This is a genomic window from Vibrio cionasavignyae (genome assembly GCF_050337155.1).
Classification (GTDB): Bacteria; Pseudomonadota; Gammaproteobacteria; order Enterobacterales; family Vibrionaceae; genus Vibrio; species Vibrio nomapromontoriensis.
Genome location: NZ_JAKJSR010000020.1, coordinates 119,089 through 141,281, shown reverse-complemented (window position 1 = coordinate 141,281; position 22,193 = coordinate 119,089). Strand labels below are relative to the sequence as shown.

The following is a 22,193-nucleotide window of genomic DNA, read 5'->3' as shown; positions in this document are numbered from 1 at the left end:
GATAATGTCGACTGAAATGTCTTTTGATGGCGTTGAACAGCTGCCAATGCGCAAGTTCACCGAAGATGCCTATTTAAATTACTCAATGTACGTGATCATGGATCGTGCATTGCCTTATATTGGTGACGGCCTTAAGCCGGTACAGCGTCGTATTATTTACGCCATGTCGGAGCTAGGTTTATCATCAGCTGCTAAATATAAGAAATCTGCTCGTACCGTTGGTGATGTACTGGGTAAGTACCACCCACACGGTGATTCTGCGTGTTATGAAGCAATGGTATTGATGGCACAGCCGTTTTCTTATCGCTACCCGTTAGTGGACGGTCAAGGAAACTGGGGTGCGCCTGATGATCCTAAATCGTTTGCTGCGATGCGTTATACCGAAGCGAAATTGTCTAAGTTTGCTGAAGTGTTACTTAGTGAAGTGGGTCTAGGCACGGTTGAGTGGCAACCAAACTTTGACGGCACGATGAAAGAGCCGAAGATCCTTCCGGCACGATTACCTCATATCTTGCTAAATGGTATTACGGGTATTGCGGTTGGTATGGCGACGGATATTCCTCCTCATAACGTCCGTGAGGTTGCGGATGCCACCGTGCACCTGATTGATAATCCAAAGGCGGAATTGTCGGATGTCATGGCGTATGTCAAAGGGCCCGATTACCCAACAGAAGCGGAAATTATTTCCCCGCAGACGGACTTAGAAAAGATCTATCGTACTGGACGCGGTAGTGTGAAAATGCGCGCAGTTTGGCATAAAGAAGGCGCAGATATTGTTATCACAGCGCTACCTCATCAGGTCTCTGGTGCCAAGTTGCTAGAGCAGATTGCCAACCAGATGCGTGCGAAAAAGCTGCCTATGGTGGACGATCTTCGTGATGAATCGGATCATGAAAACCCGACTCGCATTGTGATCGTGCCACGATCTAATCGTATTGATTGCGATCAGTTGATGAATCACTTGTTTGCGTCGACAGATCTTGAGAAGAACTTCCGCGTTAACCTCAACATGATCGGTTTGAACAATCGTCCACAGGTGAAAGGTCTCGTCACCATTTTATCTGAGTGGATTGCTTACCGTCGTGAAACGGTTCGTAAACGCTTACAGTATCGTCTTGATAAGATATTGGCTCGCTTGCACATATTGGAAGGTTTGTTGATCGCATACCTTAATCTTGATGAAGTGATTGAGATTATTCGTACTGAAGATGAACCTAAAGCGGTCCTAATGGCACGTTTTGGTATCACCGATATTCAAGCCGACGCGATCTTAGATACCAAGCTTCGCCACCTGGCAAAGCTAGAAGAGATGAAGATTCGCGGTGAGCAAGATGAGCTAGAAAAAGAGCGTCAAAAGCTAGAAAGCTTATTGGGCTCTGAGCGTCGCATGAATACCTTGCTGAAAAAAGAGATTCAAGCTGATGCGGAGAAATACGGTGATGATCGTCGCTCTCCATTAGTGGAGCGAGCTGAAGCGAAAGCGATGACAGAGCGTGATCTTGTTCCTAGTGAGCCGATCACCGTGGTTCTATCTGAGAAGGGTTGGATTCGTCATGCGAAAGGTCATGATGTTGATCCATCAGGGCTAAACTATAAGTCTGGTGATAACTACCTTGCGGCCGCGCGCGGCAAAAGTAGTCAACCAGCGGTATTCTTAGGAAACGATGGGCGCAGTTATTCACTTGAATCGCATTCATTGCCTTCTGCACGAAGCCAAGGTGAACCGATTACCGGGCGTCTCAATATCAATGCTGGCACGAGTATTCGCCAAGTCATTATGGGCGAAGAGTCGCAGTTGTGGTTGATTGGTTCTGATGCGGGTTATGGTTTTGTTTGTAAAGGTTCAGACCTTCTGTCGAAGAACCGAAGCGGTAAAGCTCTAGTGACCCTACCGCAGGCTGCGGAAGTGATGACGCCAAGTATGGTTGGCGACTTAGATTCCGATGAAATCATGGCGATTACCAATCAGGGACGAATGTTGTTGTTCCCGATAAAAGACTTGCCACAATTAGGCAAAGGTAAGGGTAACAAGATCATTAATATCCCATCGGCTAAGGCTAAGTCGAGAGAAGAGTTTGTGTCTCACCTGATGGCGTTACCTCAAGGTGCTTCAGTGACGCTTTATGCTGGTAAGCGTAAGTTGGGTCTCAAGCCTGCAGATTTGGAAAACTTTAGAGGTGAACGTGGTCGTCGTGGTGGACTTCTACCAAGAGGTTTACAGCGTGTCACTCGAATCGATGTAGAGAGCTCTGTGTCATTCGATAGTGAAACGGTCGACGAATAATTTGCTTGGTTCGCTACAAATAAAAATGCCGCTGAGAAATCAGCGGCATTTTTTTATCGGTTATGAGGTCTATTCGCGACTATCTTCAGCAACGGTCACAGGTAGTGTCATCTCTTTACCGTCTCTCAATAAGGTAACGTCGACAGTGGTTCCTGGTCTTAAGTCTGTGACGAGGTCTAATACGCCCTGTCTACCATTTAACTTCTTACCGTTAATCGTCAGGATAATGTCTTGAACTTCAATGCCGCCTTTCGCAGCAGGCCCTTGTGGGTCTAGTCCGAGAACAATGATGCCACCAATGTGCTCATTGCCTAATAGGCGAGCAGTGACGGAATTGATATCTTGCCCATCAATGCCGATATAGCCGCGAATCACTCGACCATCAGCAATAATTTTTTCCATTATCTTACTGGCAAGCTTATACGGGATAGCGAAGGAAATGCCATAGGTTTCTAAGTCAGTAGCTTGTTGGAAGGAAGCGGTATTAATGCCGACGAGCTCACCTTGGGTATTGACTAATGCGCCACCAGAGTTTCCTTGGTTAATGGCCGCATCGGTTTGAATGAAGGCTTGAATACCTCCAGCACTAATAGAAGAACGACCTGTGGCTGAAATGATGCCAAACGTTGTGGTTTGTCCCAGGTTATAAGGGTTGCCAATTGCCAAAACCACATCACCGACTTTAGGGCTGTAGCTTGGGTTGAGAGGAATAACCGGGAGATCTGAGCCTTCTACACGTAATATGGCGATATCAGTGCGCTGATCTTTACCCACCAGTTGCGCAGCGGCAACACGACCATCTTGCAGTGCGACAATGATTTGATCGGCATTGGCGACAACATGGTAGTTGGTAATGATATAGCCTTTTTCGCTCACGATGACACCAGAGCCTAAGCCTTGCGTAGACAGTGTTGTGCGGTCACTTTCTTTATATTGCCGGCTATAGATGTTAACGACGGCTGGTGCCGCTTTACGTACCGCTTGATTAAAAGAGACTTGCAATGAAGCATCTTGCGTCGGCGTTGCGTCAAACTGCTCTGAGATGATCGTAGGTCTTAGTGACGGAACGGCAATTAAGACTAACAGCGCCGTAACTAGCCCCATTGATACAGATCGTAGTAAAAAGTTCAGCATTGCTCTCTCTAATGGGTACCGAAGTTGGTGGTCAATTGGACAAAATAACAATCACTGAAGCTAGCATAGTCGGGAATTGGTCAATAACGAAGCGAATTAACCATGGAACTCAATGCTTTTGTGAGCAACAGCTTGCGAGCAAAGCATATCACCTTGTGAGCAAATAATAAAAAAGGGCAGTCACGTTCGGCTGCCCTTTCACTAAGAATTTACACAATTTGTGCGGTTCTAGCGTACCACGAGGTAAATAGTACGCTCGCCTCGCTGAATGTTCAGCGCTAAAATACCGGGCTTTTCTTCTAGTATCTTACGAAACTCGCCAACATTTTTCACTCGCTGGCGATTGACACCAATGATGATGTCATTGGCTTGCAGATCATACTGAGCAGCCGGTGAGTTTTCGCTGACAGAAGTGACTTTCACACCCGCGACGTTATCGCCTTTTTCAGTATTGGCAAATTCAGCACCAGTCAATCCTTCGTGTAATTTGTCGGCTTTCGTGACACTTTTCGCGCCTTCCGTCAATGTGACATCCACAGACATGGCTTTTCCATCACGAACTAATCCTAGTGTAATGGTTTTACCAGCACCTAAAGTCGCCACTTTTGCTCTTAACTCGCTGAAGGTGGTAATGCTTTTATCATTGACCGAAACAATTATATCACCGGCCTTAAGTCCGCCTTTTTCCGCCGCGCTATCTGGCATGACTTGGCTAACAAAGGCACCTTTACTTGAGTCATAGCCCAGCGCCTCTGCCAGTTCGGAGGTGACTTCACCACCTTGTACCCCCAACATGCCTCGTTTCACTTCACCAAACTCAATAATTTGCTCGGTTAGGTTATTCATCATATTGGACGGGATAGCAAAACCAATACCCACATTGCCACCATTAGGGCCTAAAATCGCCGTATTGATACCAATGAGTTCACCTTTTAGGTTAACCAGTGCGCCACCTGAGTTACCGCTATTGATTGCCGCATCGGTTTGAATGAAGTTTTCAAAATTTTCTAAATTCAGACCGCTGCGCCCTAGAGCTGAGACAATGCCGGACGTGACGGTTTGCCCTAGGCCAAATGGGTTACCAATGGCGACTGTAAAATCACCAACACGAAGCGCGTCGGAATCGGCAAGCTTTATCTCGGTTAGATTTTTTACGTCATCAAGCTTGAGTAAGGCGACGTCTGACATTTCATCACCGCCAACGAGTTCCGCATCGTATTCGCGGCCATCTTGCAATTTTACACGTATTTCTTCCGCGCCATTGATGACGTGGTAGTTAGTAACGATGTAGCCCTTTTTGGCGTTAATAACAACACCTGAACCCAAACCGCGGAAAGGTCGCTCTTGCAGTTGTTCTGTTGGAAAGTCAGGGCCGAAGAAGAATTTGAATTGCTCTGGGTATTGCTGTTTAGAGACCTGAGTGCCTTCAACGGCAATACTGACAACCGCAGGTGTCACAGTTTCTAGCATCGGGGCAAGGCTAGGAAGTTGCTCTCCGTTGACCGCAAGGGGTAATGCAGCAGAGACTGACATGGGTGTGATGATGGCACTCAAGCTTAACGACAGAACAGTTAAGGCAAGCATTGGCTTCTTCATCATAAAACTCCTCTAAGGTTTAGTAAAAGTTATGACTAGATGATTTGGATAAAGTTCACTCGAAATGGAAAGGTGATATCAGATTCACTCAATAGGTAGAGTGAATCTGTTGTACTGTATTGGTGGGAAATTTAAGAGGCTTTTGCCGTCACCGGTTCGCTGGCGACAAGCTCTGGTGATTCGATGACCTGTTTTTGTTCTTCTCTTAATAACCCGGTCGCGCCATTTGCGTAGTCTTTCGGTTGTTCATCAAGATCTGAATGTACGGGGGATTCTACGTTGTGCTCCGCGACTTTTTTAACAAATGGATTGTCTTGCTCAGGCAGGTTTGGCAACAGCTCAGCAGAGGTTTTTGCCATGTGCTGATAGAGCTTGGTGTAATCTTTGCCAAGTGTATCTAACATTTCTGCGCTTTGGGCAAAATGGTCAGATAGCTCTTGGCGTTGCTGTTCTAAGGCGAACTTTGCAGATTCGAGATCTTTTTGTATGGTTTTTTGTTTTTTGTACTGTGGGGTAGTGAGGCGAGAAATCACAATTCCTAAAATAGCGCCCACAAGCAGACCGACAACGGCGTAAATCCAAGGCATAGCAGCTTCCTTAATTATTGTTTATTAACATGTGCGTTACCTGATGGTTACACACGTTGTTCTGTCATGTTACTATGAGAGTTCTTACCAATAAAGCAAAATACGCCATTTATGGTTGTTGGATCTGTGCTGCGAGTTATCCATGACGCCGATAGAAAAGTATAATAATGATATTGAAACAAATGGTTTTCAGCGCGATGCCGCTCAGCATCAGGCGGTGGAAGCATTAGACCGCCTTCATCATGAGTTCATTGATTACTTGAACTTTGAAGCGCCAGCGCTGACGATAATGCAAAAATTATTAGGCAAGTCACCAGAAGAAGCGATTGCTCCGCAAGGGCTATACTTTTGGGGAGGGGTTGGGCGAGGGAAAACCTACCTGATGGATGCGTTCTTCGATAGCCTGCCTTCTGACAAAAAAATGCGAGTTCACTTCCATCGCTTTATGTACCGAGTTCATGATGAGCTGAAGAAATTAGGAGACATTGAGGATCCGCTAGAGAGCGTGGCGGAGATTTTTCATGCTGAAACCAACATTATCTGTTTCGATGAGTTTTATGTCTCTGACATTACCGACGCAATGATTTTGTCTTCTTTAATGCAGGCGCTATTTAATAGAGGCGTCGTGTTAGTCGCGACATCAAATATTCCTCCAGAAAATTTATATCGTAATGGTCTGCAGCGTGCGCGGTTTTTGCCTACGATCGCCTTGATTCAAAAACATTGTCACATATTGAATGTTGATAGCGGTATCGACTATCGGCTGAGAACGTTAGAGCAGGCCGAAATTTATCATTATCCGTTGGATCATTCGGCGAATGAAAATCTTCGTCGCTACTTTAAGCAACTGGTCGTGGAAACTCGACAGCCAGACACCTCAATTGATATTAATCATCGTGATATTCCTGTTATCGCGTCGGTAGACGATGTCTTGTTCGCGACTTTTGAACAATTGTGTCAAACCATGCGCAGCCAAAATGACTATATAGAGATGTCTCGGCTTTATCACACCGTATTACTGGCGGATGTGAAACAGATGGACAGTAAGCTTGATGATGCTGCGAGACGGTTTATTGCGTTGGTCGATGAATTTTATGAGCGCCGTGTGAAATTGATTATTTCGGCGGAAGTGGAATTAGAGGCAATTTATACAACAGGGCAGCTAGAGTTTGAGTTTAAACGTTGTATTTCTCGCCTAACAGAAATGCAAAGTCATGATTATTTAGCCTCTGAGCACTTGGCGTAAGGGTTTTTACCTATTTTGTCTAAAAAATAGGTGATTTTTTCCTCTAGCTTCTCTATAATCCTGCGACCTACCGTTACTGCGAGCCTCTAGTTATGACGAAAGTCTAACTATGCCAAGTGTTTCCAACACTCGAAGGGGTGATGAATGGGACTCTTAGACAGTGGGAACAGTTTGTTCCTTAAGTGTAAATTTTTTTAATAGGTAATTATTAGCATGAAAACTTTCGTTGCTAAACCAGAAACTGTAAAACGTGACTGGTATGTTGTAGACGCAGAAGGCAAAACTCTTGGCCGTATCGCAAGTGAGATCGCATCTCGTCTTCGTGGTAAGCATAAAGCTGAATACACTCCTCACGTAGACACTGGTGATTACATCATCGTTGTTAACGCTGAGAAAGTTACTGTAACTGGTAACAAGGCTAAAGGTAAAGTGTATTACCGTCACACTGAGTTCCCAGGTGGTCTTAAGTCTATCACTTTTGAAAAGTTGATCGACAAGAAGCCAGAAATGGTAATCGAACTAGCTGTTAAAGGTATGCTACCACGTGGTCCTCTAGGCCGTGCTATGTACCGTAAGCTAAAAGTTTACGCTGGCGCTGAGCACAATCATGCTGCTCAACAACCACAAGTACTAGACATCTAATTGGGGATATCAGAAATGGCAGAGAATCAATACTACGGCACTGGTCGTCGCAAAAGCTCAGCTGCTCGCGTTTTTATTAAACCAGGCACTGGCAACATCGTAATCAACAAGCGTGAACTAGAAGTTTACTTCGGTCGCGAAACTTCTTGCATGGTAGTTCGTCAGCCTCTTGAGCTTACTGAACTAACTGAGAAGCTAGATCTATTCGTTACTGTTAAAGGTGGCGGTATTTCTGGTCAAGCTGGTGCAATCCGTCACGGTATCACTCGCGCGCTTATGGAATACGACGAAACTCTACGTCCTGCTCTACGTGCAGCTGGCTACGTTACGCGTGACGCTCGTTGCGTTGAGCGTAAGAAAGTTGGTCTACGTAAAGCACGTCGTAAGCCACAATTCTCAAAGCGTTAATTTTTCGTTTTTCGAAAAATCTACGTTCCAGTTTATTCTGGTTTGTGGTCCAAAAGCTCAGCCTCACGGCTGGGCTTTTTTGTTTTTTAAGTCCGGCATAAATCCCCTAGATTCATCAACTCCCCTCAATAGACTGCGCTTTTCCTCCCTTTTGTGAACTGGCAAACGATTTCCTGCGATAGATGTTACGAAAAGGTAGCTTTATCTTGTCAAAAAGTAGGGTTTTCTTTATCATTTGCTATCAAATAAATACAACTAAAATTCTTATTTTGTTAGCCATGCTTTATTGGTGATAACTAATATCGGAATGGACTCAAGTGTGTAGGTTTTTATTATAAAATATGCACGTTCAATTCAAGGAAGATAACCAACGGAATGGTTCCCCCGCGGTTATTTAACATGACAGAGCAGCTTGGATTCGCTTGGTATTGGCCCAAGGAGCATATGGGAGAAATGTTGGATGAGCAATGCGCCTTTAAATAACGGTCGTAGGCGTTTCCTTACTGCCACAACTGCGGTTGTCGGTGGTTTGGGAGCAGCTGCAGTCGCCGTTCCTTTTATTAAATCTTGGAACCCAAGTGCCAAAGCAAAGGCCGCCGGTGCTCCTGTAGAGGTTGAAGTCAGTAAACTTGAAGAGGGCCAAATGGTTCGTGTCGAGTGGCAAGGCAAACCGGTATGGGTTGTTAGGCGAGCACAGTCTGTTTTGGATAATCTGGGGACGTTATCAGATAAATTACGTGACCCACAATCTCAAGAAGAACAGCAACCAGAATATGCTCAAAATGGTTATCGCTCGATTAAACCAGAGTATTTTATCGCGGTTGGGTTTTGTACTCACCTAGGATGTTCGCCAACTTACCTTGCGGATTCTTTTAGTGAGCAAGTCCAAGGTGTGAAATCAGGCTTCTTCTGTCCTTGTCACGGGTCGAAATTTGACATGGCAGGCCGAGTATTCCAAAACGTGCCGGCACCACTGAATCTAGTGATTCCTAAGCATATGTATTTGAGTGATACAAAAATTCTTATCGGCGTGGATGAGGGGGATGCATAATGCAAGCTGTACTTGATTGGGTAGAAAAACGACTACCCGCAATGAATGCTTATAAAAAGCATTTATCAGAATATCCAATGCCAAAGAACTTTAACTTTTGGTATTTATTCGGCTCTCTTGCTATGTTGGTCCTTGTTAACCAAATCCTAACGGGGATTTGGCTTACCATGAACTACGTACCATCTGGTGAAGGCGCATTTGCTTCTGTTGAGTACATCATGCGTGATGTGGAATACGGTTGGCTACTGCGTTATATGCACTCAACGGGTGCATCGGCATTCTTTGTTGTTGTTTACCTTCATATGTTCCGCGGCCTAATTTATGGCTCATACCAAAAACCTCGTGAGTTGCTTTGGGTTTTCGGTATGCTGATTTTCTTAGTGCTAATGGCAGAAGCCTTTATGGGCTACCTCCTTCCTTGGGGGCAAATGTCTTACTGGGGCGCCCAAGTAATTATTTCACTGTTTGGTGCCATCCCAGTTATCGGTGATGACCTGACATTGTGGATCCGTGGTGATTACATCATCTCCGGTGCGACACTAAACCGATTCTTTGCCTTGCACGTTATTGCGCTACCAATTGTGCTACTGCTACTGATTGTCTTGCACGTTTTGGCGCTACATGAGGTAGGCTCAAATAACCCGGATGGTATTGAAACTAAGCTACCGAAAGGCTCAATGGGCGATGACTACAAAACGCAGTTCAAATTCCATGATTACTACAGCAAAAAATACGACATCATTGATTCGATACCTTTCCATCCATATGGAACGGTAAAAGATATGGTGGGTATAGCAGGCTTTTTCTTCTTGTTCTGCTACGTGTTGTTCTTTAACCCAGAAATGGGCGGTTATTTCCTTGAGCCACCAAACTTTGAAGCAGCGAACCCTCTGAAAACACCAGAGCATATTGCCCCAGTTTGGTACTTCACACCATTCTATGCCATCTTACGTGCGGTTCCTGATAAGCTGCTAGGTGTGGTTGCAATGGGGGCTTCAATTGTGTTCTTGTTCCTATTACCGTGGTTTGATCGTTGTAAAGTTCGTTCTTACCGTTATAGAAGCAAAATCCACTTGATTAATATCATTCAGTTTACGATCAGCTTTATTGCGTTAGGCATTCTAGGTGCACTTCCTGCAACAGCGACGTACACCTTGATGGCTCAAATCTTTAGTTTGGGATATTTCATGTTCTTCATTTTGTTGTATGTCTACAGTAAAAATGAGAACACCAAGCCACTACCGAAGAGGGTGACATTTAAATGAAAAAGTGGATTGTAGTACTTTTTGCTCTGTTGCCATCTCTTGCGCTAGCGGCGGGTGGGAACGTACACCTTGATAAAGCAAATAATGATCTGACAGACCAAGCATCACTGCAAAACGGTGCGAAGTTGTTCATGAATTACTGTTTTGCTTGTCACTCAACGCAGTATCAACGTTATGAGCGTGTCGCCAATGACCTTGGCATTCCAGTTGATTTAGCTAAGGAAAACTTAGTTTTTGATCCGGAAGCGAAAATTGGTGATTTGATGGTGAACTCTATGCCACAAAAGCAAGCTGCGGCTTGGTTCGGGGCTCCGCCACCAGATTTAACCTTAGTCGCTCGTGTACGCGGTGCTGATTGGTTGTATACGTACCTTCGTTCATTCTATGCTGATCCGAGTCGTCCATTTGGTGTGAATAATATCACTTTCCCAAATGTCGGCATGCCACACGTGCTTGAAGAACTTCAAGGCATTCCAACCGCTATCGTGGAAACACATATGGTTGACGGCCAAGAAGTGGAAGTGATCGTTGGTACGGAGACAAATGGACGTGGTGAGCTGAGCTCTGCGGAATACGATGATGCGGTTCGTGACTTAGTGAACTTCCTTGAGTACTCGGGCGACCCAGTGAAACTGGAACGTCACGCAATGGGTTGGTGGGTAATGGCATTCCTTGTGCTATTTACTATTGTCGTTGTGTTGCTTAAGAAAGAGTATTGGCGTGATGTACACTAATTGTGCTATCATGTCGCGCTGATTCTAAATTTTGTTAACAATGGAGGCCTTGCCTCCATTGTTTTTTGTAAGTATGCCGGAGGGCTCCATGGCTGTAGCTGCCAATAAACGTTCTGTGATGACTCTTTTTTCTAGTGCTACTGATCTATACAGCCACCAGGTTCGTATCGTTCTAGCTGAAAAGGGTGTCAGTGTTGAGGTTGAGTTAGTGGATGAGTCAAACATCCCTGCAGAGCTTGCTGAACTGAATCCATATAAAACCGTACCAACTTTGGTTGATCGTGAGCTTGCGCTTTACGATTCAAAGATCATTATGGAATACCTAGATGAGCGTTTCCCTCATCCACCACTAATGCCGGTTTATCCTGTTGCTCGTGGTAACAGCCGTTTAATGATTTACCGTATTGAACGTAACTGGTATACGCTTGCAGAAAAAGTAGTGAAAGGTACGGCTGAAGAATCTGAAGCTGCACGCAATAAACTGCGTAATGACCTACTAACACTTGCGCCGATTTTTGCTGAATACGAGTACTTCATGAGTGAAGAATTCAGCTTGATCGATTGCTACTTGGCTCCACTATTGTGGCGTTTGCCAGAAATGGGCATCGAGCTTGTTGGTCCTGGTGCAAAAGAGATTAAGATTTACATGAACCGTGTATTTGAACGTGATTCATTCCTAGCTTCGCTTACAGAAGCTGAGCGTGAGATGCGTTTAGTTCGCTAATTATTCATGGATATCACTAAAATGACGCCCCGCCGTCCTTATATGCTTCGCGCATTCTATGACTGGCTGGCAGAAAATGACCTTACTCCGCATATCGTTGTTGACGCAATGTTGCCAGGAGTACGTGTACCGCTGGAGTTTGTTCAAGATGGCCAAATTATCTTGAATATCGCTTCTAGAGCAGTGGGTCAATTAGAGTTAGGTAATGAAGCCATTACCTTTCACGCTCGCTTTGGTGGCAAACCGCATTCGGTTATTGTTCCGCTTTATTCTGTGCAAGCTATTTATGCACGAGAAAATGGCGCGGGAACAATGTTTGAACCTGAAGATGCGTATTTGTCTATTGAAGAGGAAGACGTCGTAACAGAGACCCCAATGTCAGGTTTGTCTGTAGCGGAAGCGCCAGTCGCAGAATTACCTGCAGACTCGGCAGTTGAGTCGGATCCTGATGGCGATGATGAGCCACCTAGAGCAAAAGGTCGACCAAGCCTAAGAGTTGTGAAATAGTTTGATTTCATTAAAAAAGACTGCTGATTAGCAGTCTTTTTTTTGTCCAGATTACGCTGTAATTTATTCAGCGTATAGCCTAGTTACGCTAACATTGATGACCACTCTTAGCGTGGTAGAGTCATTGCTAGTGCAGCCGCTACATTACGCGAAGTCATTTCTACATTGAACGCGGCTTCTTGCAAAGCAGTGGCAAGATCTGTCGCTCCAAGCACGACACTATAAACCGCATCGATGCCATGTTCATAAACGACGTGACAGTCTTTTGCTGTGCTACCTGCAATCGCAATGACAGGAATATCATACGCTTTTGCAGTTCTTGCGACCCCAACTGGTGTTTTGCCGTGAATCGTTTGGCTATCAATGCGTCCTTCACCAGTAATGACAAGGTTGGCATCTTTGACGACATCACGGAGTTGAACCGCATCAATTACGATCTGTATTCCGGGACGTAACTCGGCATTAAATAGTCCAAGGAATGCAGCACCGAGTCCACCCGCTGCGCCAGCTCCTGGAGTGTGCTTAACGTCGCGACCATTTGTTGCTTGGATAATATCCGCGTAGTGTGAAAGGTTAGCGTCAAGTGTCGCGACCATCGCAGGGGTTGCACCTTTTTGTGGGCCAAATACAGCACTAGCACCTTTCTCGCCACAAAGTGGATTATCAACATCGCACGCGACTTCAAGCTTAATCTCTTTTAGCCTCGGGTCAATGTGATCAACGTTTATGGAGGCAAGTTTACTCAGTTCCCCACCACCATAACCGAGATTAGCCCCTTCGCTATCAAGTAGCTGGGCACCAAGTGCTTGTGCCATACCTAAGCCACCATCATTCGTTGCACTGCCACCGATGCCAACAATGATGTGTTTGACCCCCTTGTCTAGAGCAGCTTTGATTAGCTCACCTGTGCCATAAGATGTGGTAAGTAGTGGGTTACGTTGTTCCGCTGACACCAAGTGAATGCCTGAGGCTGCGGCCATTTCGATGATGGCAGTGCTGCCATCGCCGAGTAGACCGTAGAATCCTTCAACAGATTGACCTAGTGGGTCGGTGACGGATACCGATACTAGATCCCCTCCAGTCGCATCAATGAGTGATTGTACCGTTCCCTCTCCACCATCAGCCATCGGTAATTTGATGTATTCGGCATTAGGAAATACTTGTTTGAAGCCGCTTTCAATGGCTTGTGCAACTTCCATTGCGGTTAAACTTTCTTTATATGAATCAGGAGCAATTACAATTTTCATGATAAAACCTTATACAAATAAACCAAATACACCAAACATCATGACTGAGACAAAGGCGATCACTAGACCGACAGCGGACTCGTAAGGAATGAGTTTTAGGCGCTCGTGAATGTCCATATGAACAGCACCACCCGTTGCGTGGAAGAAGCTACCATGTGGCATATGGTCGAGTACGGTTGCACCCGAGTGAATCATTGCCGCCCCTGCTAAAGCGGGAACACCAAGCTCTAGTATGGTGCCGCTAAATACGCTAGAGGCAACAGCAGTACCGGCTGTAGTCGATGCAGTGGCAAGTGACATCATGGCACCTGAAATAGGAGCTAGCAGGTAAGACGGTAAGCCTGATGATGTTAAGACATCGATAAGCCCATCTTTTAGACCTGAGTTGGCGATGATGCCAGCCAAGGTACCTGTACCTAGTAGCATGACGGCGACAGGCGCCATGCGGCTAAGTCCTGATACGGCAAAGTGGTTGGTATCGGCAAAGCGGCCCATAACGACTGCGCCGATAAGACCACCGAGTGGTAACGCGATGAGTGGGTCAACGTTGATACCGGCAATCGGGCGTAGTGACAGTAGCGCAATCGCAACCATAGGGGCAGTGATAGAAGCGACAAAAGAAGGCAGTTTAGAATGGTCAACCGCAACGACTTCACTCGCCGCTACTTTTGAGCCTTTGTTGATTAATTTTTTCGCGATGAAGTACGCGACAATCATGCCGCAAATGCCAGGAATAATACCGGCTGCCATTACTGAGGTCAGTGGAACGTTAAATGCGTCGGCTGCCGCAATGGTATTTGGGTTAGGTGACATGACGTTACCCGCTTTACCGCCCCCAACCATCGCAAGCAAAATGGCAGCTTTAGAAATATCGGCACGATGTGCAATCGCCAGTGCGATAGGAGAAACAGTGATAACCGCCACGTCTACGAAGACACCAACCGCTGTGAGGATCATCGTTGCGATAGCTAATGCAAGTAGTGCTCGAGTTTCACCAACCTTTTTGACTATGGTTTCTGCAATCGAGGTTGCGGCACCTGATTCAATGAGCACACCTGCTAACACACCAGCAGCGAGAATACGAAGTACTGCGGTGACAATACCTTGTGCGCCACCAATCATTAAGCTGACGGTTTCTGTAAGCGAGACACCACCAATGACACCACCAATGAGGGCACCAATAATCATGCCGTATGCGGGTGGTACTTTCTTGAGAATGAGTGTTATAGCGACGACCAGTGCCGCTAAGGCACCGAGAGTAGAGACTTCTATCATTTTGAGTTTTCCGCGTAAGTTATTAGAATTCTTGTCGGTGTAGAGTTTCACCTTATTGAAACAGACTACCGACAGAATAAGGCTAAAGCTTTATGCGAAGTGACAGATTTATAGATGGGAGTGATAGATTATTTGTGCATTTGAACAATTTTGTGATTTATTCAGATACATTTCAAAGCAAGGTAAAGTTGAATTTTATCTTCTAACCTATTGATATTTAGTGTTGTTTCTTGTTCTATCTTATCTAGTCGGTAACGAAGGGTGTTTCGATGAATATGTAGCACCTCACAAGTTTGAGCTAGATCGCAATTTTGTTCAAAAAAGACACGTAGCGTTTTCACTAGCACGTTCTTGGTGTCTGACACGGTAAGCTTATGGAGAGGATCCGTTAATTGCTGCGCTCGCCAAGGGTCTCGCTTAATACTACTGACCAGCACTGACAACTTGTGATCGTGATAAAAAAGGATCGACTTTGCTTTGGGTTGGCAGATTTCCATTGTGGATTTAGCCGTTTCGTAAGATTTTGCTAACCCGATGACACCTGGGAAGTAATCGCCAATGGTCATTTGAATAGAAAAGTCGCACTCGTGGTCGATACGCTTCATTAATTTGGCAACGCGCTTTTGTTCTTCTTGTCGATTCCAAATAGTTTGCTGAACCGTAATCGGCTTAAGTACCACAATTTCGTTCATAGACACCGAGACAATGCCGACAATATTGTCGCGCTCTGGGTACTCAAGTAAATGTACCAGCCGTTGTAGATGTTCCAGTGTTAGCGTTTCATTCGCTTTGGGGATCACTTTGATAACGGCAGCAACGCGCGGTTGGTCTAGGTCTAGATCTAATCGCTGAGCAATGGAGAGTAGCTGCCCCTCGTTTAAGCTGGTTCCTTGGATAAGCTGTAGCAATAACTCTTCACGGTGACGTTTGTTCCATTGAATTTGGTGCATCAACGCCGCTTGTTCTACGATGAGTTCAGCCGTCATTTTGACTAGCTCGCCGTAGTTGCGTACTTCATCGGGCGTGCCAGAGATCCCGACGACACCAATGACGTTATCATCATAAAGAATGGGTAAATTAATGCCTTTTCTTACTCCTGAGAGGGTAGACGCGACCGCATCATTAATTTCAATAATACGATTGTCTTTGATTGCCAATAACGCACCGTCATGGGTGTGATGCAAGCGTGAAGGGTCGCTTGAACCAATAATCACACCGTTATCATCCATAACGTTGATTGAATGTTGAATGATCTTTTTCGCTCTATCAACAATTTGTTTCGCTATCAATGCGTTGAGCTGCATCTCGTCGTCTCTACTACTAGGAATCTTTTGAGTATACCCGAGAACATTAGAATTTAAGGTATAATCGTTTGGTTATTGCTAAGAGACAATGTGATGGAATTCGAATTTATTAAAAACTCGCTCACCGGAGAATATATGGTCCGGTGTGAAATGGGGCATGAAGTATTGGCACGTTTATTCCAAGAGGAAATCTCAACGTGTGACCGTACCATTGCGGAAATTAAAGCTCAGATTGCTTTAGCCTCGCAATATCCAAGCAAGGAGTTTCGTTGGGAAGGCAAAGAAATTTCGTTGAGCATTGTTGAGTCAGAAGTGCATGTATTTGAAAACTGTCTAAATTTTGATGTGACTAGCGATAGTGTGGAAGACTTTGAACTTTACAGCAGTGAAAGTTTTAGCGAGTCAGGTCTTGAGGATTTTAGTTCTGTTATTGCTCAGTGGGAGCGATTTATTCACAACCGTTAGATTGCTTTTTTACTCTCATGCACAGTTCTAGTGCTTGAACGATGGCCTGCCTTATTTTTGTGAACACATTGCACCACTAAAGTGCAATGTGTTTTCATTTAATTAACATGATTATTTCTATTTCTTATATATCAATACGTTAAAAACTTGGCACGCGCCTTGAAAGTGTTATTCCAACAACAGGGATACACACGGCGAAGGGGATGCCATGAAACTTATTAACGCAATCATCAAACCATTTAAATTAGACGACGTACGTGAAGCGCTTGCTGATGTCGGTATTGAGGGTATGACGGTTTCCGAGGTCAAAGGGTTTGGCCGCCAAAAAGGACACACAGAATTGTACCGCGGTGCTGAATACCAAGTGGACTTTTTACCAAAAGTGAAGCTAGAAATTGCCACTCACGCCGACAATGTTGATCGTGTTGTCGAGGCTATTTCAAATGCCGCACAAACCGGAAAAATAGGTGACGGTAAAATTTTTGTGTATGACTTGTGCCAAGCCGTTCGTATTCGTACGGGCGAAATGGATGCTGAAGCACTTTAAGGGATTGGAGAAAATATTATGGAATTAGCAACAACAGTCAGTGAACTACGTTACGCGCTGGACACTTTTTACTTTCTTATTTCAGGCGCTTTAGTGATGTGGATGGCAGCGGGGTTTGCCATGTTAGAGGCCGGCTTAGTTCGCTCTAAAAACACCACAGAAATTTTGACTAAGAATTTCTGCTTGTACGCCATTGCTTGTACTTGTTATTTGGTGGTCGGCTATCACATTATGTATGTCGATAATGCAGAAGCGGGTTGGCTACCTTCATTTGGTGCGTTAATTGGTACACAAGCGGAAGGCGCGGACCACTCGCTAGAATCTGACTTCTTCTTCCAAGTTGTGTTTGTTGCAACGGCAATGTCGGTAGTTTCTGGTGCGGTTGCTGAGCGAATGAAACTATGGTCATTCTTAATTTTCTCTGTCGCGCTAACGGCCTTTATCTATCCAATGGAAGGGTACTGGACGTGGGGTGGTGGTTTCCTTTCTGAAGCAGGATTTAGTGACTTTGCCGGGTCTGGTATTGTTCATATGGCTGGCGCAGCAGCAGCACTAGCTGGCGTGTTACTCCTTGGTGCTCGTAAAGGTAAATATGGTAAGAACGGTGAAATTTATCCAATTCCAGGTTCAAACATGCCACTTGCGACGCTAGGTACGTTTATTCTTTGGTTAGGTTGGTTTGGTTTCAACGGTGGCTCTCAACTTATGGTCTCTGACTTTGAGAACGCAACAGCGGTGGGGCAAATTTTCTTAAATACCAACGCTGCCGCTGCTGCGGGTGCTATTGCCGCGATGTTAGTGTGTAAAACCACGTGGGGCAAAGCAGACCTGACTATGATTCTCAATGGTGCGCTTGCTGGGCTAGTTGCGATTACTGCAGATCCGTTATCACCATCACCCGTTTACTCTGTCGCCATTGGTGCGGTTGCTGGGGCATTAGTGGTATTTAGCATCGTCGGCTTAGATAAAATTAAGATCGATGACCCAGTAGGCGCGATTTCGGTTCACGGTGTGTGTGGCTTCTTTGGCCTGATGGTTGTGCCACTGAGTAATGGTGATGCGACCTTTGGCGCTCAGCTATTTGGAGCTGCGGTTATCTTCGGTTGGGTATTTGGTGCTAGCTTGGTGGTTTGGGCGGTACTAAAAGCAACGATTGGTATCCGAGTATCAGAAGATGAAGAATTAGAAGGTATGGATATGCATGACTGCGGTGTCGGGGCTTATCCTGAGTTTGTGACTTCAAAGTAGCGGCTAAACACTCGATTTAAAGTCTCATACTAGATATACACGCTGTCACATAATTGTTAAAAAACCTGCCCATAGTGGCAGGTTTTTTTATGTTAGATCATTGTTTTCTGTCTAGAGATGAATATAATAACGCAACTGATAAACGTTCTCATTTTGAATTAAAGGAACTAAATAATGAAAAAACTGCTAGCCCTATCAGCAATCGCCGCAGGATTTGCTGCCCCAGCAATGGCCGCTGAAGAAGTCAACGTTTACTCTTACCGTCAACCATTTCTCGTTGAGCCTATGTTCAATGAGTTCACTAAAGAGACTGGTATTAAGGTCAATGTAAAGTTTGCTAAAAAAGGCTTAGCAGAGAAGCTTCAACAAGAAGGCGAATATAGCCCTGCCGATGTGGTATTAACAACCGATATTAGCCGCCTTGCTGAACTCACAGATAAAGACGTGGTTCAAGCTGTTGAAAGTGACGTTATTAATGCCAACGTTCCTGCTCAATATCGTGACAAAGAAAATGAGTGGTTTGCGCTTACATTACGTACTCGTAATGTTTACTCGTCAAAAGACCGTGTAGGCAAGCTTGGTGAAGACTTTAACTATGCTGATTTAGCGAACCCTGAATACAAAGGTAAAATCTGTACTCGTAGCGGTAAGCACCCTTACAATGTTTCTTTAGTTTCTTCTATGATTGCGCATCACGGTGAAGCAGAAACAAAAGCTTGGTTGGAAGGTGTGAAGTCTAATTTAGCTCGTAAGCCGCAAGGTAACGATCGCGCTCAAGTAAAAGCGATCAAAGAAGGCCTTTGTGACGTGTCACTGGGCAATAGCTACTACCTAGGAAAAATGGTTAACGACAAAGATCAAAAAGCCTGGGCAGATGCAGTTTACATCAACTTCCCGAATCAAAAAACGGAAGGTACGCACGTAAACATTAGTGGTATGGCCATGGCGAAATACGCACCAAACCAAGACAATGCTCTTAAGCTAATGGAATTTTTAACTGGCGCAACAGCGCAGCAAATGTACGCAGAAGTGAACTATGAATACCCAGTTAAAGAGGGTGTTAAGCGTTCTGAATTGGTTGAATCGTGGGGCGACTATAAAGCCGACACAGTTTCACTTGATGACATCGCTGGCTATCACAATGCGGCAATCAAATTGTTAGATGAAGTTAAGTTCGACCTTTAATTGGCAAAAAGGGGTATAATGCCCCTTATTGAATTCCGGTTACTGAACGTCTCGACTTCGTGTCGCCTGATGTATGTTTAGGCAATGAAAGAAAAAAATGCAGTTTGGAAAACCAGTAGTGGAGTGTTAACTCTGCTACTGGTTTTGCCTATTTTAGCGATCTTCTATACAGCACTTGGTGAAACAAGTGACATCTTCTCGCACCTAATAAATACGGTGATGCCCACTTACACCATCAATACTGTGCTTCTTGTTGTCGGTGTACTGATACTTTCTCTGATTCTTGGTGTGCCTAGCGCGTGGTTTATGGCCATGTGTAAGCTACCATCAGAAAAAGTACTGCAATGGGCACTGGTTCTTCCCCTCGCAATGCCTGGCTATATTATTGGCTATATTTTTACCGATTGGTTTGACTTTGCTGGTCCAATTCAAATCTGGTTAAGAAACGTATTTGAATGGGGCGTAGGCGATTATTGGTTCCCTGATATTCGTACCGTTGGTGGCGCGACAGTGGTGTTGTCACTCGTTCTTTATCCGTATGTGTATCTTCTGTGCCGTGCGGCATTTATGGAACAAAACGTCTCTTTGTTACAGTCTGCTCGGTTGCTGAAATGTACGCCGTTTGAAAGCTTTTGGCGTATTTCCCTACCATTGGCTCGCCCTTCGATTGCCGTCGGTTTGTCGCTGGTGGCGATGGAAACCATCGGGGACTTTGGTACCGTCAGTTATTTTGCTGTGAATACCCTCACGACAGCGGTCTATGATACGTGGCTTGGTTATTCTAGCTTAAGTGCTGCCGCCAAAATATCCGCATTAATGATGATGGTTATTGTGCTGCTATTGGGGGCCGAGCGATACAGTCGACGTCGTCAAAAGCTGTTTCAAAGCCAATATAATAGTCATGAAGACTTTCGCTATGAGCTTAAAGGTTGGAAAAAATGGTTTGCTGTTGCTTGGTGCTGGGGGTTGGTGGCGATTGCCTTTATTTTCCCACTAGGCCAGCTGGTTATTTACGCTTATAAGTATTTTGCTCAAAGCTGGACACCTGAATTTCAAACTTACGCAATGAACAGCCTAAAGGTTTCTATCATTGCAGCTGTGATTGCGGTGGCCATCGCAATAGTGGTGAATTTTTATCGTCGTTTGGCGTCCAATACATCTAGCCAAATTTTCATGAGAGCCAGTTCATTAGGCTATGCCGTTCCGGGAACAGTATTAGCCATTGGTGTCATGGTTCCTGTGTTATTTATGGATCATGCGATTAATGATTTTGCTGTTTGGATGGAGTGGAAGCGTCCAGGCCTGCTGTTCTCTGGCTCTATGTTTGCGATTATTTTTGCTATGGTTGTGCGCTTTTCAGCGGTAGCGATTGGCAGTATCGAAACCAGTTTAAGCAAGGTGTCGCCTTCACTAGATATGGCGTCTCGCACCATGGGCTGTAAGCAAAATCAGATGTTGGCACGCGTGCACTTTCCTTTGATTAAACGTGGGATTTTGATAGCCGGTCTTTTGGTGTTTATTGAGTCGATGAAAGAGCTCAATGCGGCGCTGTTATTACGACCGTTTAATTTCGAAACGTTAGCGACTTATGTCTATAACTTTGCCTCTGATGAGCATTTAGAGTTGGCGGCTATGCCAGCGGTTTTATTAGTCTTGGTTGGACTTATCCCTCTCATCATAGTTAACCGATCTTTGGAGCAACCCCACTAATGACGACTGCGTTATCTATTGAAAACCTTTCTTGCCAATATGACTCTCAAATGGTGTTGGAAGCGTTGTCGCTGCAAGTGAATCAAGGAGAGATTGTTTGCTTGCTTGGCGCGAGTGGCTGCGGCAAGACAACATTATTAAAAGCGATTGCTGGCTTGCTGCCTTTATCTGGCGGGTTAATGACGTTAAATGAAAAAGTCATTGATGATGGTAGAACATGGTTACCGCCAGAGCAGCGTAATATTGGTATGATCTTCCAAGATTATGCGTTATTCCCGCATCTTACTGTGGCAGAAAATGTCGCGTTTGGACTCAAGGGGCAACCGAAAGAGCAACAAGATTCAATTGTTGATGAGGCGCTTTCTCTTGTTCACCTCAAAGCGTTTAAAGCCCGATACCCGCATCAACTCTCCGGTGGTCAACAGCAGCGCGTGGCGATAGCAAGAAGCTTAGCGTATAAACCCGATCTACTTCTTCTCGACGAGCCGTTCTCAAATATCGATACTCAAGTCCGTCATGAATTGATTCGTGAGATCCGTAAAATATTTAAGAAGCAGGGTATCACCGCTATCTTTGTGACTCACAGCCGCGAAGAGGCTTTCGCGTTTGCTGATAAAATGGCGGTGATGAATGCAGGCGTTATCGAGCAGTATGGCAGTGCATCAGAGCTTTATTTTTGTCCATCGAGTAAGTTTGTTGCCGATTTCTTAGGGGGAGGCAGCTATCTTGAAGCTACGCATATCACGAGCTCTACGTTTGATACGGTGATAGGGCAGATTGCTGCGACATCCTGTACTTTCATTGCGGAAGGTGCAAAGTGTCAGTTGTTGGTTCGACCGCAACAGATCCAATTGTCCTCTTCTGAGCAAAGTAGCATTCATGTTGTAGAGCAGCAGTTCATGGGTGACCACTGCCGTTATGTGGTGGATATAAAAGGCACACGAGTACTAGCGACGTCAATGGAAGCATTGAATGTCGGTCAAAGTGTGGCAGTGAGTGTTGAATCCCAAGGGATTGTGGCTTTTAGTTAAGTG

Annotated in this window: 21 protein-coding genes; 15 read left to right on the top strand and 6 right to left on the bottom strand. The window is 45.1% G+C overall.

Annotation, left to right across the window (positions count from 1 at the left end):
- The first annotated feature begins 4 nt into the window (after window positions 1–4).
- Window positions 5–2,284: a DNA topoisomerase IV subunit A gene (gene parC / locus L4D74_RS16540; RefSeq protein WP_428753382.1), complete on the top strand. Its 2,280-nt coding sequence runs from the start codon at window positions 5–7 to the stop codon at window positions 2,282–2,284.
- 69 nt (window positions 2,285–2,353) lie between these two features.
- On the opposite strand, the gene degS is transcribed toward parC, so the two are convergent.
- The 3 genes from degS to zapG all read right to left on the bottom strand — a co-directional run bounded on the left by degS (window position 2,354) and on the right by zapG (window position 5,601).
- A complete protein-coding gene (gene degS, locus L4D74_RS16535) occupies window positions 2,354–3,418 on the bottom strand; it encodes an outer membrane-stress sensor serine endopeptidase DegS (protein ID WP_428753381.1) in 1,065 nt (354 codons plus the stop codon).
- A gap of 228 nt (window positions 3,419–3,646) precedes the next feature.
- Window positions 3,647–5,014: a Do family serine endopeptidase gene (locus tag L4D74_RS16530; protein WP_428753420.1), complete on the bottom strand. Its 1,368-nt coding sequence runs from the start codon at window positions 5,012–5,014 to the stop codon at window positions 3,647–3,649.
- 131 nt (window positions 5,015–5,145) lie between these two features.
- Window positions 5,146–5,601: a Z-ring associated protein ZapG gene (gene zapG / locus L4D74_RS16525; RefSeq protein WP_428753380.1), complete on the bottom strand. Its 456-nt coding sequence runs from the start codon at window positions 5,599–5,601 to the stop codon at window positions 5,146–5,148.
- Window positions 5,602–5,743: 142 nt separating this feature from the next.
- Between zapG and zapE the strand changes: the two genes are divergently transcribed.
- From zapE to sspB, 8 genes are all read left to right on the top strand, one after another.
- The gene (zapE, locus tag L4D74_RS16520) at window positions 5,744–6,847 is read left to right on the top strand and encodes a cell division protein ZapE (RefSeq protein WP_428753379.1); all 1,104 of its coding nucleotides are present in this window, start codon (window positions 5,744–5,746) and stop codon (window positions 6,845–6,847) included.
- A 213-nt stretch (window positions 6,848–7,060) separates the two neighbouring features.
- Window positions 7,061–7,489: a 50S ribosomal protein L13 gene (gene rplM, locus L4D74_RS16515; RefSeq protein ID WP_244358259.1), complete on the top strand. Its 429-nt coding sequence runs from the start codon at window positions 7,061–7,063 to the stop codon at window positions 7,487–7,489.
- Window positions 7,490–7,504: 15 nt separating this feature from the next.
- Window positions 7,505–7,897: a 30S ribosomal protein S9 gene (gene rpsI / locus L4D74_RS16510; protein WP_250617398.1), complete on the top strand. Its 393-nt coding sequence runs from the start codon at window positions 7,505–7,507 to the stop codon at window positions 7,895–7,897.
- Window positions 7,898–8,357: 460 nt separating this feature from the next.
- Window positions 8,358–8,948, top strand: coding sequence for a ubiquinol-cytochrome c reductase iron-sulfur subunit (petA, locus tag L4D74_RS16505; protein ID WP_102469799.1), 591 nt, complete (start codon window positions 8,358–8,360; stop codon window positions 8,946–8,948).
- A complete protein-coding gene (locus L4D74_RS16500; protein WP_428753377.1) occupies window positions 8,948–10,213 on the top strand; it encodes a cytochrome b in 1,266 nt (421 codons plus the stop codon). Before petA ends, L4D74_RS16500 begins: the two co-directional genes overlap by 1 nt.
- Window positions 10,210–10,947, top strand: a complete 738-nt coding sequence (locus L4D74_RS16495) for a cytochrome c1 (RefSeq protein WP_428753375.1) — start codon at window positions 10,210–10,212, stop codon at window positions 10,945–10,947. Before L4D74_RS16500 ends, L4D74_RS16495 begins: the two co-directional genes overlap by 4 nt.
- A gap of 88 nt (window positions 10,948–11,035) precedes the next feature.
- Window positions 11,036–11,671 (top strand): stringent starvation protein SspA, encoded by a 636-nt coding sequence (gene sspA, locus L4D74_RS16490; protein ID WP_265676534.1) that lies wholly within the window; start codon window positions 11,036–11,038, stop codon window positions 11,669–11,671.
- 6 nt (window positions 11,672–11,677) lie between these two features.
- Window positions 11,678–12,178 carry a ClpXP protease specificity-enhancing factor gene (gene sspB, locus L4D74_RS16485; protein ID WP_428753374.1) on the top strand — a complete coding sequence of 167 codons (501 nt, stop codon included), beginning with the start codon at window positions 11,678–11,680 and terminating at the stop codon, window positions 12,176–12,178.
- A 107-nt stretch (window positions 12,179–12,285) separates the two neighbouring features.
- Here the strand turns inward: sspB and L4D74_RS16480 are convergent, their stop codons facing one another.
- The 3 genes from L4D74_RS16480 to L4D74_RS16470 form a co-directional block, all read right to left on the bottom strand.
- Window positions 12,286–13,425 (bottom strand): glycerate kinase, encoded by a 1,140-nt coding sequence (locus L4D74_RS16480; RefSeq protein ID WP_428753372.1) that lies wholly within the window; start codon window positions 13,423–13,425, stop codon window positions 12,286–12,288.
- Between the two features lie 9 nt (window positions 13,426–13,434).
- Window positions 13,435–14,700 (bottom strand): GntP family permease, encoded by a 1,266-nt coding sequence (locus tag L4D74_RS16475; RefSeq protein ID WP_428753370.1) that lies wholly within the window; start codon window positions 14,698–14,700, stop codon window positions 13,435–13,437.
- A gap of 161 nt (window positions 14,701–14,861) precedes the next feature.
- On the bottom strand, window positions 14,862–16,004 hold the full coding sequence (locus L4D74_RS16470) for a sugar diacid recognition domain-containing protein (protein WP_428753368.1): 1,143 nt from the start codon (window positions 16,002–16,004) through the stop codon (window positions 14,862–14,864).
- Window positions 16,005–16,097: 93 nt separating this feature from the next.
- Between L4D74_RS16470 and L4D74_RS16465 the strand changes: the two genes are divergently transcribed.
- From L4D74_RS16465 to L4D74_RS16440, 6 genes are all read left to right on the top strand, one after another.
- Complete coding sequence (locus tag L4D74_RS16465; protein WP_428753366.1) at window positions 16,098–16,469, top strand: YacL family protein; 372 nt, start codon at window positions 16,098–16,100, stop codon at window positions 16,467–16,469.
- A 208-nt stretch (window positions 16,470–16,677) separates the two neighbouring features.
- Window positions 16,678–17,016: a P-II family nitrogen regulator gene (locus L4D74_RS16460; RefSeq protein WP_250617406.1), complete on the top strand. Its 339-nt coding sequence runs from the start codon at window positions 16,678–16,680 to the stop codon at window positions 17,014–17,016.
- Window positions 17,017–17,034: 18 nt separating this feature from the next.
- Window positions 17,035–18,264 carry an ammonium transporter gene (locus L4D74_RS16455; RefSeq protein WP_428753364.1) on the top strand — a complete coding sequence of 410 codons (1,230 nt, stop codon included), beginning with the start codon at window positions 17,035–17,037 and terminating at the stop codon, window positions 18,262–18,264.
- Window positions 18,265–18,438: 174 nt separating this feature from the next.
- Window positions 18,439–19,449 carry a Fe(3+) ABC transporter substrate-binding protein gene (locus L4D74_RS16450; RefSeq protein WP_428753363.1) on the top strand — a complete coding sequence of 337 codons (1,011 nt, stop codon included), beginning with the start codon at window positions 18,439–18,441 and terminating at the stop codon, window positions 19,447–19,449.
- 84 nt (window positions 19,450–19,533) lie between these two features.
- Complete coding sequence (locus L4D74_RS16445) at window positions 19,534–21,159, top strand: ABC transporter permease (protein WP_428753361.1); 1,626 nt, start codon at window positions 19,534–19,536, stop codon at window positions 21,157–21,159.
- Window positions 21,159–22,190, top strand: a complete 1,032-nt coding sequence (locus tag L4D74_RS16440; protein WP_428753360.1) for an ABC transporter ATP-binding protein — start codon at window positions 21,159–21,161, stop codon at window positions 22,188–22,190. Before L4D74_RS16445 ends, L4D74_RS16440 begins: the two co-directional genes overlap by 1 nt.
- The last annotated feature ends 3 nt before the right edge of the window (window positions 22,191–22,193 follow it).